The sequence below is a fragment of the Streptococcus ictaluri 707-05 genome (genome assembly GCF_000188015.2).
GTDB lineage: Bacteria > Bacillota > Bacilli > Lactobacillales > Streptococcaceae > Streptococcus > Streptococcus ictaluri.
In genome coordinates this window covers 1-14523 of the sequence record NZ_AEUX02000006.1, presented here as the reverse complement: position 1 = coordinate 14523, position 14523 = coordinate 1, and the positions used below count along the sequence as shown (strand labels likewise).

Sequence of the window (14523 nt, the reverse complement as noted above, 5' to 3'; positions counted from 1 at the left end):
TTTCTATTTTGGATAATTGGTTTGTTTAGGGATTTTAATGATTTGGTAACCATAAGGAGTCATAGAAACTTCTTTAACAGTTAGTGTTAGTCGTGTCTGAGTTCTAGTCTCCCCATCTTTGATTGCTAGGACATAGGTTAGTTGATAAATTTGATCATCTGCTTGGTCCACTGATTCCAAAATGACCGATTGTAATTGGCCAGATGGGTGTTTGAGTTCCACTGTTGGTTCAGATAAGAAAGTTCTTTTTCCTGTTTAAGAGATAAGCTTGTCGTAAAGCCAGCTATCGTAAGGCTGACTCCCATTCCAACCAAAAGGAGGCCCTGCCAAAAGACTTTCAGAAAGGAAGAGAGGCTTTTTCCCTTAATAGACTGTGTTTCAATGTCTGAGACGGTCTTTCTAAGCTCTTGTTTCTCTTTTGGGCTGGATTTCTGGCTGTTCTTGTCTCTAGAACGTGTCCAAAACCACTTCTGGTTGGACTGAGATTCCTTTTGATGAGTAGTTGTTCCACTTTTTAGAAAAAGACTATCTGCGATCCCTTCAAAGGGAAGATAGATATCCTCTTGGTAAATCACGACTCCCTTCTTATCCAACTCTTCCACCAAAAGCAGCCCTTCTGCCTCCTGGTGTTTCACTTTGGCGTTTTCTCGCTCTAAGGCTTGGTAAACCAAGTCCTTGTTCTTATAAGTCGTTGCCGTGTCCAGCGTCAGATTGGTTAGACGGTACATGGTTTTGTTCTCCTTTCAATTTTCCTGCAGCAATTTGTTTTTCAATATCCGCCCAGGTCAACTGGTGCTTAGCTAAATAGTCTGAACGCTCTTCATGTTTGGCCAGAATGATTTGGGTATCCAATTCTTTTAGTTTTGTTTCCTCCTTTTTAGCTTTGGCCAGATAGTCCTCATAACGGGCTTGAACCTTTGTGCGTTGTGTTTGTAATGTTTCTGATTTGGTCATGGTGTCTCTTTCCTTTCTGTTGATTGGTTTGTATTGGGTTGGTTGAGGGTTGGAAGTGATGCTTCTTGACTAGCATTCAGGGTGTCGACAATCAAAATTGGCTCAATATGGCTGATCAAGTATTTCTTGTCTTGTTTAATATAGCTAATCCTAAGGGTACTGTTGGACAGCACATCTTTTTGAGCATTCGTGTAGTCCTTCTTTTTTTGAAGTTGGGTTTGGGTATAGCTGACTTTAGCTAATGCCACATGGTTTTCTTCATCAATGTAAATAGTCGCTGATTTGAGCTTTGTATCAACGACATAGCCCTTATAGGCCTGTGCAGCAGGCTCTTTTTCACTAGCCACTTCTTGTTGGTAAGCGGCTTCTGTCATAAAGGGGAGATAAAGATTGCAATTTTCTCCTAGGTCTTTCTTGGTAAAATAAGCAACTAGAAAGTCTTTAACATAAGCCGTTGTTATTTCCGTCCCTTCCACCTTCTTGACTTGCTTAGTCGTCGGTTCTTCCTTTTTATTTGTCTGATGGTTGTTTGTCGTTGCTAGACCCAACCAAAGGACCATACCTAAAACAAGAATAACCGCAAAACCAAGTCCCATTAACTTTAACAATTTGAGTTTTTCAGTATCAATCATTTTCATGTATTGTTCCTTCTTTCTATATTATTTTGGTGTGGCAAAGCTATAAAATGGAGCTGACTGACAGACTCGGTAATGAATGCTATCTTGAATGCCTGCATAATTTAGTTCAGATACCAAAAAACTACCATCTGGATTAACGACTTCTACGATGCCAACATGTCCCCATTGTGGATACGTTCCATCAAAACCGCCCGCCGTTGAAACGACAGCTCCCTTGATAGGCGTTGGGCTGTATCGCCACCCTTTAGCCACTAGATTTCGGACCCAATCTTGGCCATTACCTAAATAGCCATAAGCGCCTGATAAATCTTTGATAGAACCTAGCTCTACGAGGCGATTATAGGCATACCAGGTACATTGACCGACAGGATAACCACTACCTTGTTGGGTGGTCATTGCCGCTTGTGTTGGAGGATGCTCCACTTTTGAACGATAGGCTTCAGGGAAATTCCATGAAGAAGCTATTGTTCCACCGCCAACTATTTTTTGTGTCAGAAAGGCGTGGATTTGTTTGGCATTATTTTGACGCTCTAGCAGTTTATCGCCTGCATTTCCTTCCCAATTATTGAGAAAACGTTTCGTCAGTAGAGCAACGTCATCATAGCTAGTTAAAATACCAGTCACAATCGTCCTATAATAGGGATTATCTCCTTCTAACATAAAGTCTAGTTGCAGTTCTAAGTCATACCACTTTTTGTTCCTTCCTTTCGCATAATTTAGCAACAAGGTATGTCTGGTTGAGCCATCCGCCGTATCAGTCCATTGCCCTAGACCAAGACCTCGATGGAGAATATTGGCATAGCCTCCATTATAAATAGCGGGACCACCAAGGGCTAGCCAATCCTCATCATCCCAGGAAGAAGCTGAAGCCCCAACTGGTGGACTGAGGTAGTCACCTTCAGCTCGTTTCGGATTGATGTTGCTTTCTGTCGCAAAGTTTCCTAACATGGCAGCTAAGCCATTATCTGTTAGATTCGGCAACTTTTTCTTCAGATAATCTTTGATACTTCTGGCCTTTTGTCCCAAGTCACCGTCAAGTGTTGTCAGGACAGATGTTGTCTGGTTGTAAATGACAGACTGGAAATAGAAGCCTGGATTAACAGAAGTCCACTTGGCCTTTTGATCTTTAGTTGCTTTCTCTTCTAACTTCTGATATTGAATGGTTTGGTAACCATTGGTTGTCACCTTACCAATTTCATCGCCAGACGTGACTTCTACGCCATCTGTGACACGAAGGCTCCCTACCTTGTAAAAAGTAAAGATTGCTTCATCCGTCTGAATGGATAGCCTATCGTCTTTTATTGAGACTTTTCCTGACAGGGGAGCTCGTAGAGCTTGACCCGTTGTTGCTTTGAGCTGCGTCTTCTCGTAGATTTCTGTGGGTGATGTGTAACCGAAACGCTTCAGGACTGTCAAGGGATTGGCGTAAGAGGGGTCTTTTTCACTGTAAAAAGGACTATCTAATTCCTGGTAAGAGGGATAACGTCCCACCTCTTTTGTCAGTTCTATCAGTTCCTTGTATTCTTCTAACTCGTCTTTCGTAAGCTTAGCCCATTTGAGAGGTGAAGAAAAGCCATAAAGGTCTGCCATTGTTTTAAGATTGTTTGGGTCATCATTTAAGTGATTCCAGAGATCATTAAGGGCATCCGAATAGTGGTTAAAGCCAAGATTCCCAGCTAATTCTCCTCCTGTCCCTTCTTTCCAATTACTGTCTGGATTCCACTCACTACCATAACGGTAATTCATGAAAAAGAGGATATCATCAATGTTGGTCCAGTAATCCACCTTGTCATTTGATTTTTCTCGATCTCGCTTACTCACTTGAAGCCAAGAGCGATTGAGGTCAAATTCATTTTGTTGGACGGGACCACTCCCTCCTAAGATTCCCATAAAAAGAGCTAGGACCGCAAAGATTAGAAACATTAGGAAATAGGACTTAATAGCGAGAGGATTGGCTAAGATAGAGCGAAGGGGTTTTGAGACGATTTTAACTGCCTTACTTGTTCCTTTAGCTACTCTTCCTACCTTTGTCAGTGCTGCTCGTTGCCTTACCTGTCGTATCTTTTTAGTGAGTTTTCCCTCCCAAGAGAATTCTTTTGGGGTTCTGGTGAAGCCACGTCCACGGGTGAAGTTATAAGCTCGGTTGACCTGTCCATAGCTGTGTTTAATGGAGTATTTAGCCAACTTTCCTCCAGCTCTTGCGGCACGCTTTGACGCATTCTTTTGGTACTGAAACTGACGGATGTCTTGTCTAGCTTTGACCCAATCTCCTAGAATATCATTATCCCGCATGCTTCGTTCGACATCATACCTTGCCTTCATTTTAGTACCATTTTTTGCTCGTGTTTTCAGACGATTGGGAATGTAGCTCTCATCCGCTTTTTTGGCTCGTTTATAGATGGTCTTTGCGACTTGTTTATTGAGCTTTGCCTTAGCGGCTTTTTGCTTAAAGAAAAGGGCTCTAGCTGTTGGTTTGGGGCCTTGATGTAAGATATAGTCTTTTTGGGCCAGTTTATAATCCTTTTTAGCTCTTTTGTATGCCATTTTAGACTCTAAGCGAGCTTCTTTAGGGACTTTCGTTTTATTGGAAGTGATGCCTTCCTTGATCCGTTGTTTTCGTTCTTGTCTGGCTTGTTTGGGATCTGTCTCATACATAGACCATCACCTCACTTTCTTAACCATCTGTTGCAACCAATTGGTAAAGTTTAGTTTCTTTAGCGATTGGATTTTCAAAGGGCACAATGGTCGTTCCTGCTACAATTAAGCCTGTGCCTTTCGCCTTAGGTCTTAGGACAAAGCACTCTAGAGAAGGTGTGAGTGGGGTTACTTGCGACAGTGCTTCTAAATCGGTACGTTTGAGTTTTAAAAGCACCATAAATTCACAGTTGGCGACAAGTTTTCGCCCTTCTTCTGTTGAGAGGACCGTTTCAGGATTTTGTGTAATCCCTGTAGAGATAGCTCCGTACTTACGAATACGAGAATATAACTCGGTGAAGAAGGTAGCCTGGAGTTTATTTTTAAAGTAAAGTTGTAACTCATCAAAGTAAAGCCAAGTGGTTTTTTTCCCTTGGTGGTTGACCACCTGATTCCAGATGTAGTCTTGAATAACAAGAAGGGCAAAGGGTTTGAGTTTCCCACTTAATTGCTTAAGGTTAAAGATAATGAAGCGATTCTCCATATTGACATTGGTTGGATGCGCAAAAATATCATTAGATCCTCTCGTGTAGGGTTCTGCTTTTAAAGCCAGCAGTTGTGCGACGTCTTCTGACTGTTGTTCGAGAATGGTTTGCCAATCCTTAAAGGTAGGATGAGGATAGGCTTCATAGGTCTTTCTGGTCACTCGGTCAATCATGGCGAACTCATCGTCCGACACTTCAGAGAAAATATTTTCAAAAAGGGTTGAGAGGAGGTTGGACTTTTGGCCAATAGGGTCGTTATCTTCCGCCTGGAGTTTATCCTTATCAGGTAAATCAAGTAAATTAAAATGATGGGAAGATCCTGGGGCAATGGTAATGATTTCTGCCCCAAAGGCACGGCCAATTCCTGTATATTCGTCTTCGGCATCAATGATAATGATTTGATCTTCTGGATAGCGTAAAAGAGTCGGAATAATTTCTCCTGCTTTAGCTAGTACTGATTTCCCAGATCCAGGAATCCCAAAGATAACCCCTGAGCCTGTATTTAAGTCCCGTTTACGGTCAACCGTTACTGCATTTTTGGAAAGTTGATTTTGACCATAATAAACGGCACGTGGGCTAGAGGAGCGTAAATCCACGTTGGTAAAGGGGACTTGTGTGGCTAAATTGCTGGTCGTCATATCCCTCATAAAACGACGTTTCACATTGATAAAGGGAATACCAATTGGCAAAATGGTGTTGAGGGCTTCTTCCTGATAAAGGTAACATTTGTCTAGCTCAACGGTATTCTTACGGACAGATCGTTGGACTTGTTCGGTATGATTATTGAGCTCTTCAAGGCTATCTGCCAGTAGGTAGATGGCCATGACTCCTGAAAACATCTTCTGATCATTATCCTGAAGCTCTTCCGTCCACTTTTCAGTCTCTCTTGAGGTCTCCACTGCTTTACCTCCGACCACTAAGTCACTAGAAATCATGGCTTTTGCGGCAGCTTTTTGACTTTTAATCATTTCTCTACGGACACTAGATTGAACGGTTTTGATTTTCTTAATGGCTGCGCCTGTATCATAAGGTTTAGCATGTAGGCTAATAGCCAGCTCAATCCCCGTATCCAGAATATTCTTAATCAGCTTGTCATTCAAAAAAGTCGGGTATTGTCTAACATAGAGAACCCTCGCAAAAGAATCATCAATTTGCATATAATCTTTTTCAAATTTCAAATAGTTAGGGGCAATAAAGTCCCTAGTAGAAAGGCCTGACAAAGCAATATCTTCATAGTTGAAATCTAAAAAGGCTTCTTTTCGTAGAAGCTTTCTAAAAACAAGCAAGCGTTCTAAACCGTCCATCTCTCTAAATGAGATTCCCAAGCCGCTATACTGACTTTCAATAATGTTGGCTGTATCATCTAAGATACGACTGGCTTGTGGGGCTTGGTCTGATTGCGCCGTAATCGTTAAATATTTCTCCACTTTAAAGGTATTTTGGTCATGGGAGAAACGCTCCTTAATCATGGCATTATACTCACTACGGTAGTCATCATAGCCATCTTCTGCAAGGTCATAACGAATAGCAGTTAGACTAGGTTTTTCCACTCTACGGTTAATGATAAGCAGCTGTAAATCATTATCAATGTCTAAAGAATTGAAGATATCGGCATTGGTTTCAATCACATCAATCCGTTCATCATCTGTGGCGGTGATATAGCTAGTATCTCCTAGACGATAGGTTTTAGAGTAAGTATCGTTTGTGATGGTCATCAGACCATCAGGTGTTAGGCTTTGGTAGTTTAAGCTGTTTTGTGTGGATGCGACCAGGGTTCGTCTGAGACGTTTTGCCCGCTCTTTCTCAGCTTTAGTGCGTTTCGGGGTTTTCTTTCGGCCGAATAAAGTCATTTTTCGTCGTTTCCTTTCTGTCATAGTTGGTTTGATAAGTTCGTTCTTGCTTGGTTAAGAAAAAGCGAAGCTCATCTTTAATTTTTTCATCAATATGACACCCAAAAATAACAAAAGGCGCTAGTACTAAAAGACTAACGCCATAGAGGATAATATTGGGTGTTTTAAACCAAAAAAGAACTGAGGTTACAAGTACCGTCAGTCCTATCCCAAAGAGCAGTATCCACTGCCTCAAGGTCATGTAGCCTAAGAATGGCCGTTCATAGCTATCCAGGGCTTTTAAAAATTCACTGCCTAAGCGTGTCATAGGGCTCCTTTCTTTGTATGGTATAATAGGGCAAAAAAAACGAGGTTTAAATTTATGAGATTAATACAAACACTTTTTAAAAGATATCTTCCCTATGTTCTCAGCATAGCTATCATTCTGATTATGGCCATACTTCTATGGGCTATCTGTTATGCGTTTGTTTCGGTTTCAAAGTATAATACACTGGCACTTTTCAAGCAAATTGATTTTTCATATATCGCTAGAGCAGGCTATCTTATGATACTTATTACCGTAGCTGTTTACGGACTTATTTTTCTAGAAATTCAATTTAGGAAGTTCAAGTCATTTCACCCATTATATTCCCAATTTATGAATCAATGTCACCAAAAAATATTTGAATGGTATCCCATTTTTGCCATTATTCTTTTCTTACTACTTGTTTTTCCTGAAGATACGTTTAACTTATTAGCTACATTATTATCTACAATTGCTCTATTGGGTAGCTTCTTTAAAAAGCACAGCTTGGTCGTTTTTAAATCAATGGTTAAGCTCCCTTCTCTTTTTTCTCCCCACAGAGAAGACCACTCATCAGCAATACAACATGAAAAAGGAACACGCAGCAACCTAAAACATGATGATTCGTCATCAATAATACAATCGCTATTAACAAAGTCAAATAAGTAAATACCCCGACTTCAATACAAAAGACACCATATTTGAAGTGATAATGTCCTAGCGTATCTTGAAGTATTTCTTTTCCCGACATATTTTCCAAATCTATTTTTTCTTTTTTACTCATACCTATATTGTCCTTTCCATCAAAAAAACAGCCTCATAGCTGTTTGATTTTATTATTATGATTGTGAGCTCCCAAAAGCGAAGAGGGTTCCTATAGCACACAGGATTAAAGTCGCTATAATAATTGGACTAAGAAGCACTTTTGAAATGGAAATAATAATCATTATGTTAACGATAATCATCGCACAAATTATCATCATGATCCCTCCCTTAATCTCTTCTCTCTTATAACTTAACTTATTGAGCGAAGCAGATATCATGGGAATGGCAAAGCCAATGATAATAAGCAATACTCCCCATAATAAATAATTCCAAGAAGTATTATGATTAAATGACATCACATCAGTTGCGATCATCACATCTTTTTGAACTATCATCCTATCAACATCAAAGTTTTGATTTAGTAGCTTATTGATATAAGATAATTTGATATTAAAAACAATAGCAACAATTACATAAGTTGATTCTACAAAGATATAAGGAGTATATGGACTTTCCAATAATTCAAAAACTCGCTCTCGGTTCATACTCTGCTCCTGTCGTTAAATTTGGTGCTCTTCTAAATAACGCTTCAAAATAAGATAGCGTCTCAATAATAAAGAATAGCTAAAATTGTAAAACACAATAGCCATTAATAAAAAAATAATCAACAAGGCTACAAGGATACTTATCAAGACACTTACTTGTAAATCCTTTACGGAAACACCAGTTAGTGGGGCAAAAACAATGGCTAGAAAACGCTTAAGATCATCTGAGAAAATAACCGTTAATACTAGCCCCAGCAAAAGTTCCCATCTGCGGGAGCTCTTTTCTTTTCTAACCTCTAATTCTATCCATTCAGCCATCAAGGCTTCTTTAGTTAGCTGTTTATAATAGCCTTGTGCTTCCCTGTATCGACGCTCAAGCCGACCTGTCCACCACGTATATAGTTTTGTCATTATAGTTATCATAGGACTTCTAAACTCCTTTCGGTCATGATGCGTTCTCTTTCATTATATCATAAAGCTAATGCTCAAAAACGATGATTACAATAGTGAAACCCAATCCCGATTATCTTCCATATCTCCAATATACTCATCAAATAACGCTTTGTGGACTTCTTGGAGCTTCAGGAAATAGTTATCATAGTCTTTACTGTCTTTAAAGGCAGATAGACCACGAGCAAGGTAGTCCATCCATTGCTTGAGATAGTCACCATAGGCCTCTTGATCTAGCTTTCCTAACTGGACAAGTTCGGTCATGTCTGATTGAAGTAAATCAATAATAGCCATCCCATAGGTTTCATCATGTTTAGCCTCCGCATATCGCCAAGCGTAGGTATACGCATGGGAAAACATTCGGCTTTCTAGGGGGAGCTCTTCAATATTGACTTTCCCATAGAGTAACCAGTCATACAAGGGTTCTGCTAGGGACTCAAACATCCCTTTATAAGGCTCCAGATAGGCAACCATTTCTTCTAGAGCTTCAATTTCTCTTTTCAGGTCTGAAACATCTTCTTGTTCCATGAACTTATTAGAGGTAAGACAAGTTGAAGCTCCTTCTTTTTTAACCTTGGTAAATTCTTGTTCTATCAATAGTTTCAAATTGGTCATGTTTTTCTCCTTTAGTTGACTTGCATAATGTTCTTGGCCATACGTTGGCTACCAAACAATACAATGATATAAACAATCCCTTTGGCAATGGCTATAAAGGCATTAGTCAAAGCTCCTGTCTTAGCTACGGTTAGTAGGTCATTGGTCACAATAGCTGGATAAAGGATGATGACAATGACTAAAATCAATCCCTGAAGGACGGCCGCAATATAAAGCTTAAAAAAGCCAAAGCAAATGGGTCGAAGGCTCTCCATCATGTAACAGGCCACGACAATTTTTCCAATTCCTTTGTAGGTATAGAGGGTAAAGGAACGCAACAGAATCAATAACTTGGTTGAAATTTGACCGACAAAGTCAACTGCACCATAAATAAGTTGAAATATCCATTTCATTACGACGTTCAATCCTTTATAGGATGGTGCTTTAGAACTGAAAGGATCAATACCAATTTTTGCGACCATCTTTATAATGACATTAAAGAGCCAGGACAGGCTATCAAAAATCTCATCCACATAGAGAATGAGAAAGAGGGCAATCGCATATTTGAGGATTTCCTCAATCCAAAGTTGTAAGGTCAACTCGCCACCATTGCTTTTGAGTTGCTGGTTCCAGTTAAGCAGGTTGATCCCCATGAAGAGTAAGAGAAGCAAGATAGCAACTTTTTCCATAGAGCCTGAGACTGTCTCCATCAGGTTATAAGCCGTTGGGTTATAGTCTTTAAGGCTCATTGTTAGTTGGTCTAGTGTGGATTGGTTCATGACCACCACCTCCTTGTCTTACCCAATAGAGGATAGTCCTGCGGCAAGGGCTGAAAAGAGAGTTTTCAGAACGCCTCCAAGAAGAGCACCTAGGATAACACTTTGGATCCCTTTGTCCTTCTTATCGTCCAATTCCCGACGAATCCCGATAGCCAAGTCCCAAGCACCCCAGGCCGCCCAACCAAGACCGACCAAACCTCCGATTGTTCCGATTTGATTCACAAAATTGACAACTGTTTGCATATAGATGTTTCTCACTTTCTGTTTTTCTAAAAAATAAAAGACACTAAGAATGACTTAGTGTCTATGTGTATGGTAGATTTTATGAGGGTTAGACCTCATCTGAATAAAAGGTTAGAGTAAGAGCAGTTATGATAGCGAGGACAACGATAATAGTGGTTTCCCACCAATGATAAATCGGAACACCTTTTGGCATAATCCAGTCGAAAGTCCATTTTTCAACACTAACCGGAGGAGCTCCTTCTTTCGTCAGAAATGCCCAATAACAAATGACAGAAAAGCCAACAACCACTTTAAACACGAACCAGCCAATGGCGGTTACTAACAGGCTCTTTAGTAGATTAAAGATAAAGAGCAGAATCATGAGTGGGGTTGTCACCATGAGAACCGCTGCTTTCATGATAAGCCCTGGTAGGTTCTTCAGACTAGCTAGAAGAGCTTGTCCAAGCCACTTCAATCCTTTCTTCCATTTGTCCTCTTTAGGGACTTGTGGAGCCTGTGGAGCTATTTGACGTGGCGTGTAATAGGTATAACCACTTTTTGTTACATGCCTATCCAACTTTTTATCCTTTTCCATAACTGATTATCCCCTCTGATTTTTCTTTCATTATAGCATAAAATGATCAGAGCTTCTAGAGGCTCACCGCAGCCTTTTATCTGTTCTTAAATTAGACTAAGCCAAGATCTATCCATTAATAACTTACTGTTGACGCTTTTTAAGCCCTACAAGGCCTAAGAGTGAGAGTAAGGCGGCGCCAAGCACCGTTAGGACAGATACTCCTTGCTCTCCTGTGGATGGTAAAGCTGGAGCTTTTGGAGTTACAGGTTGTGGTGGTTCTGGCGTATGAGTGGTGACTTTATTAGATTTCACAGGATTACCGTTGACATACAAGGTGTACTCATTTGTCACATCGCCTGCTTTGATTCGTTTAACCACCACAAAAACATCTGCCCCAAAAGCACTACTACGTGGAACTTGTGCAAGGAAGTCTGCCTTAAAGGCCAACTCATAGTGACCTGTCTCCTTATTGTAGGTTGTCTCAGTGTACTGAGCTAAGTCAGTGCCTTTAGGGATAATAGTACCATCTGATAAAGTGATATCAACTGTCGCAAGGACCTTATCTTTCTGGTAGAGGTCATGCGTATTCTGGAGTTGATCCACAAATTTATATTCTGTTAGGTCATAGCCACGACCTGCTGGGATGACCCAACCTTCCAATTTATAAGTTACTTCATCACCGATTTTCACTGTGCCATTTTGGATAGACTTACCATCTTGGTCAAGCACTTCTTTATGAACAGCTAGTTCAGGGAGATGGTTAACCACGATATTGCCGTAATAGCCATTCCCCATATCTAATTGATAGGTTTGATTAGTAATGTCACCTTTCTTAAACTCCTGTTTAAGTTTAAAGGACAAGTTGTAGGTAATGTCTAACCCTTTTTGAACATAAGCTTTGTAAAAAGCCGCTGGATCTTTAGCTACCCACATGTAGAATTCACCGACTGGAGAAATGCCTGATGCCTTGATCAGTGCTTTTAGCTTATCGTCAAGCATATCTTGAGACAATACATGGCGCATCTCTAAGAGATTAGTCACATCATCTCCATTAGCGGCCTTAATTGAATTCACAACCAGTGAATGACCATCGATAGCTTCATCCTTGTAATCATCGACATAGATAAAGCCTTTCATGACACTTTCTTTGGCAGCTGTCATCCCTTTGTACTGATCAAAATCTTGCTTAGCCAGGTAAGTCAGGGTACTGTTTGGCAAGACAGACTTCCCATCAATGGACTGACCCTTGTCATCCACAATGGTTTTAGTTGGTTGAATCAGATTATCATGCGGTGTTGGATTATCTCCTCCTGGGTTACGAGGTGTTTTTGGATCGTTCCCTGGTGTATAGATCACTGGTGTGTTAGAGGTTACCGTATAGCTACCATTTGGAGTAGTGACCACCGTCTTAAAGGTATTGTGGTAAGTCCCCGCATCATTCAGTAAACGACCAACCAGTGATACCTTAGGGACTTCTACATCTTGGTCACGTTTAGCATTGAAGTGCTCCAAAAGGGATTGCGAAGCCTTAAGACTAACCTTGCCTGCTTCATCTGTTGTTATCACCCAATCAGGAGAAAGGGTTTGTGTGGTGGTAACATCTAACTCAAAACCATCTGGTAGTGGGTCGATTAGCTCATAGCTTGTGATATCCTGACGACCAGCTTTGAGAGCGGTATTAACAAGCTCCCACGTTACCGTTGATCCTTTTGGTACCAGTTGTCCATTAACATTAACCTGATCACTATTCGTCACAGATTTAACATTTGTTGGCGTTTGTTTCACTTGAACAGGATGAACCATAACCTCATAAACGACTTTTTCAGGAACGGTGACATAGGGTTTCACAACTGGTTTAATCGGGTCATAAACCTCTGGCGTAAAGCCTTTGAGATCTGGTTTAACCGCTTCAGGTTTAACTGGAGTTGGAGGAACCGGTTTTTCCTTCTCTATATTTGGAACATCATCAGTCGGTTTTTCTGGGGCTGGTGGCAATGGTTTTTCTGGTTCTAAAACAGGTTTAACTGACTCTGGTTTAACTGGAGTCGGTGGGACCGTTTTTTCCTTTTCTAAGTTTGGAACACCATCAGTCGGTTTTTCTGGGGTTGGCGGCAATGGCTTTTCTTGTTCTAAGACAGGTGTCACCAGTTGTGGTGGCTCGCCTGGAAGCTCTGGCTTAGGTCTATTAGTATTATTAAACGTTACAGATAGGTTAGAAGGCTCACCTGTCACCCAGACATCCTTGATATTGGCTAATAAGAAGGACTCTCCTTTTTGACCAGCAGCGAGGTCAAAGGTCTTGTTTACCGTATAAGTTTTATGAATATCAATCTTACCAGCTTGACGCACATCAAACTTAGTATGGAAAATCTCCTGATTCGCATTATCATAAATCCAAACGTTTTCCTCAAACACGACGGCTTCTGGTTCTGCAACATTAGTGTGATCAAGATGCGTTAGAGTAACAGACGTAAGGACGCTCTTCACGTTTCCTGTTGTTGGATCAACCGTCTTTGTGATGAGGAGTTTCCCATGGATATTGACCTTACCAACAAATTTTTTTCCAGTCATGGAGTTGTTTTGTCCACACAAAAGTATTGTCAGCACTGTTATAAGTAAACTCATCTTTAATGACATCGCCGTTTGGGGCTGTGGCTGGTTCGGCACTAAAGATAGGATCCAATGTGACATTGTCAGGAGCTTTTGCCAAGTAATCTTTTAAGGCTTGGGCTGCTTCCCCGTGTTGTTTTTCATAGTCAGCCAAAACCTGTTGGTTTTGACGTTCTGCTTCTTGTCGAGCCTTAGCATTACGATCATGAATAGCGGCATTTTCGGCTTTGATACGCTCAATTTCTGCTAGTTTTTCTTGATAAGCAGCTTGAGCTGCTTGATTGGTTTGATTCGTCGCTTGACCTGCTTGTTCATTACGTTTACGGATAGCTTCATTTTCTGATTCAATCTGCTTGATTTCTGCCAATTTTGCTTCATAAGCTGCTTGTAGCGCTTGGTTTTGACGCTCTGCTTCTTGTTGAGCCTTAGCGTTACGATTACGGATAGCAGCATTTTCGGCTTTGATGCGCTCAATATCTGCTAGCTTTTCTTGGTAGGCTGCTTGGGCTGCTTGATTAGCTTGATGAGTCGCTTGACTAGCTTCTTGGTTGCGCTGACGGATGGCTTCATTTTCAGCCTTGAGTCGCTCGATTTCAGTTAACTTGGCCTCATAGTCTGCTTTTAATTTGGCATTCATGGTATCAGCCGCTTCTTGCGCTTGTTTGTTTTGTGCATCTACTTGAGCTTGAGCTGCTTCATTTTTAGTTTTGGTCTCTGCTTCTCCTTTAGCGTTAAGAGCATCAACCCTTTCTTTTTCATCACGATTGGCTTGAGCAATAGCTTGTTTTCTGCCATTGCTTGATTAAAAGCTGCCTTATTGGCTTCTTGTTTAGTTGTCGCTTCTGTGACAGCTTGAGTTTGTTTCTCTAAATCGGCTTGAGCAGATGATAAGCTATCATGCGTGACCTTCTCAGACTGTTTTACAGTAACACCTGCTTCTTGAGCTGTTGTGACAGCGTTATCCCATTCAGTGTTGCTTACCTCTGATACCAACTCCCCTGATTGATGGCCAGCTTGATGAGCTAGCTGTGTTTGATCAGCTGTTGGAGGGGCTTGCAAGGTGGTTAAGTTGGTAGC

14 protein-coding genes and 2 pseudogenes are annotated in these 14523 nt (G+C 40.9%); all 16 read right to left on the bottom strand.

What is annotated here, in order from left to right:
* Nucleotides 1–3 precede the first annotated feature (3 nt).
* Nucleotides 4–728: pseudogene (locus STRIC_RS05120) on the bottom strand (hypothetical protein).
* Nucleotides 682–954, bottom strand: coding sequence for a hypothetical protein (locus STRIC_RS05115; RefSeq protein ID WP_008088758.1), 273 nt, complete (start codon nt 952–954; stop codon nt 682–684). Before STRIC_RS05115 ends, STRIC_RS05120 begins: the two are co-directional and overlap by 47 nt.
* Nucleotides 951–1592, bottom strand: a complete 642-nt coding sequence (locus STRIC_RS05110; protein WP_008089069.1) for a hypothetical protein — start codon at nt 1590–1592, stop codon at nt 951–953. The genes STRIC_RS05115 and STRIC_RS05110 overlap by 4 nt, the downstream gene beginning before the upstream one ends.
* A 21-nt stretch (nt 1593–1613) precedes the next feature.
* Complete coding sequence (locus STRIC_RS05105; RefSeq protein ID WP_008088971.1) at nt 1614–4247, bottom strand: phage tail tip lysozyme; 2634 nt, start codon at nt 4245–4247, stop codon at nt 1614–1616.
* Nucleotides 4248–4266: 19 nt separating this feature from the next.
* Complete coding sequence (locus STRIC_RS05100) at nt 4267–6621, bottom strand: VirB4-like conjugal transfer ATPase, CD1110 family (protein WP_008089520.1); 2355 nt, start codon at nt 6619–6621, stop codon at nt 4267–4269.
* Nucleotides 6581–6928, bottom strand: a complete 348-nt coding sequence (locus STRIC_RS05095; RefSeq protein WP_008089400.1) for a PrgI family protein — start codon at nt 6926–6928, stop codon at nt 6581–6583. The genes STRIC_RS05100 and STRIC_RS05095 overlap by 41 nt, the downstream gene beginning before the upstream one ends.
* A gap of 505 nt (nt 6929–7433) precedes the next feature.
* Entirely contained in the window at nt 7434–7688 is a 255-nt protein-coding gene (locus STRIC_RS12645) for a hypothetical protein (protein ID WP_234944197.1), read from the bottom strand.
* Between the two features lie 55 nt (nt 7689–7743).
* Complete coding sequence (locus tag STRIC_RS05085) at nt 7744–8214, bottom strand: hypothetical protein (RefSeq protein WP_008088777.1); 471 nt, start codon at nt 8212–8214, stop codon at nt 7744–7746.
* Nucleotides 8215–8229: 15 nt separating this feature from the next.
* Entirely contained in the window at nt 8230–8625 is a 396-nt protein-coding gene (locus STRIC_RS05080) for a hypothetical protein (RefSeq protein WP_234944196.1), read from the bottom strand.
* 87 nt (nt 8626–8712) lie between these two features.
* Nucleotides 8713–9279 carry a hypothetical protein gene (locus STRIC_RS05075; RefSeq protein ID WP_008088918.1) on the bottom strand — a complete coding sequence of 189 codons (567 nt, stop codon included), beginning with the start codon at nt 9277–9279 and terminating at the stop codon, nt 8713–8715.
* Nucleotides 9280–9290: 11 nt separating this feature from the next.
* On the bottom strand, nt 9291–10037 hold the full coding sequence (locus STRIC_RS05070) for a hypothetical protein (protein WP_008089281.1): 747 nt from the start codon (nt 10035–10037) through the stop codon (nt 9291–9293).
* 18 nt (nt 10038–10055) lie between these two features.
* Nucleotides 10056–10280: a hypothetical protein gene (locus tag STRIC_RS05065; RefSeq protein WP_001195396.1), complete on the bottom strand. Its 225-nt coding sequence runs from the start codon at nt 10278–10280 to the stop codon at nt 10056–10058.
* Nucleotides 10281–10368: 88 nt separating this feature from the next.
* On the bottom strand, nt 10369–10854 hold the full coding sequence (locus STRIC_RS05060; RefSeq protein WP_008089040.1) for a hypothetical protein: 486 nt from the start codon (nt 10852–10854) through the stop codon (nt 10369–10371).
* Between the two features lie 123 nt (nt 10855–10977).
* Nucleotides 10978–13407 (bottom strand): SspB-related isopeptide-forming adhesin, encoded by a 2430-nt coding sequence (locus tag STRIC_RS12285; RefSeq protein ID WP_008089048.1) that lies wholly within the window; start codon nt 13405–13407, stop codon nt 10978–10980.
* Nucleotides 13382–14083 carry a hypothetical protein gene (locus tag STRIC_RS13060; RefSeq protein WP_008089483.1) on the bottom strand — a complete coding sequence of 234 codons (702 nt, stop codon included), beginning with the start codon at nt 14081–14083 and terminating at the stop codon, nt 13382–13384. The genes STRIC_RS12285 and STRIC_RS13060 overlap by 26 nt, the downstream gene beginning before the upstream one ends.
* A 38-nt stretch (nt 14084–14121) precedes the next feature.
* A pseudogene (locus STRIC_RS13055) lies at nt 14122–14523 on the bottom strand (hypothetical protein); the annotation flags it as partial.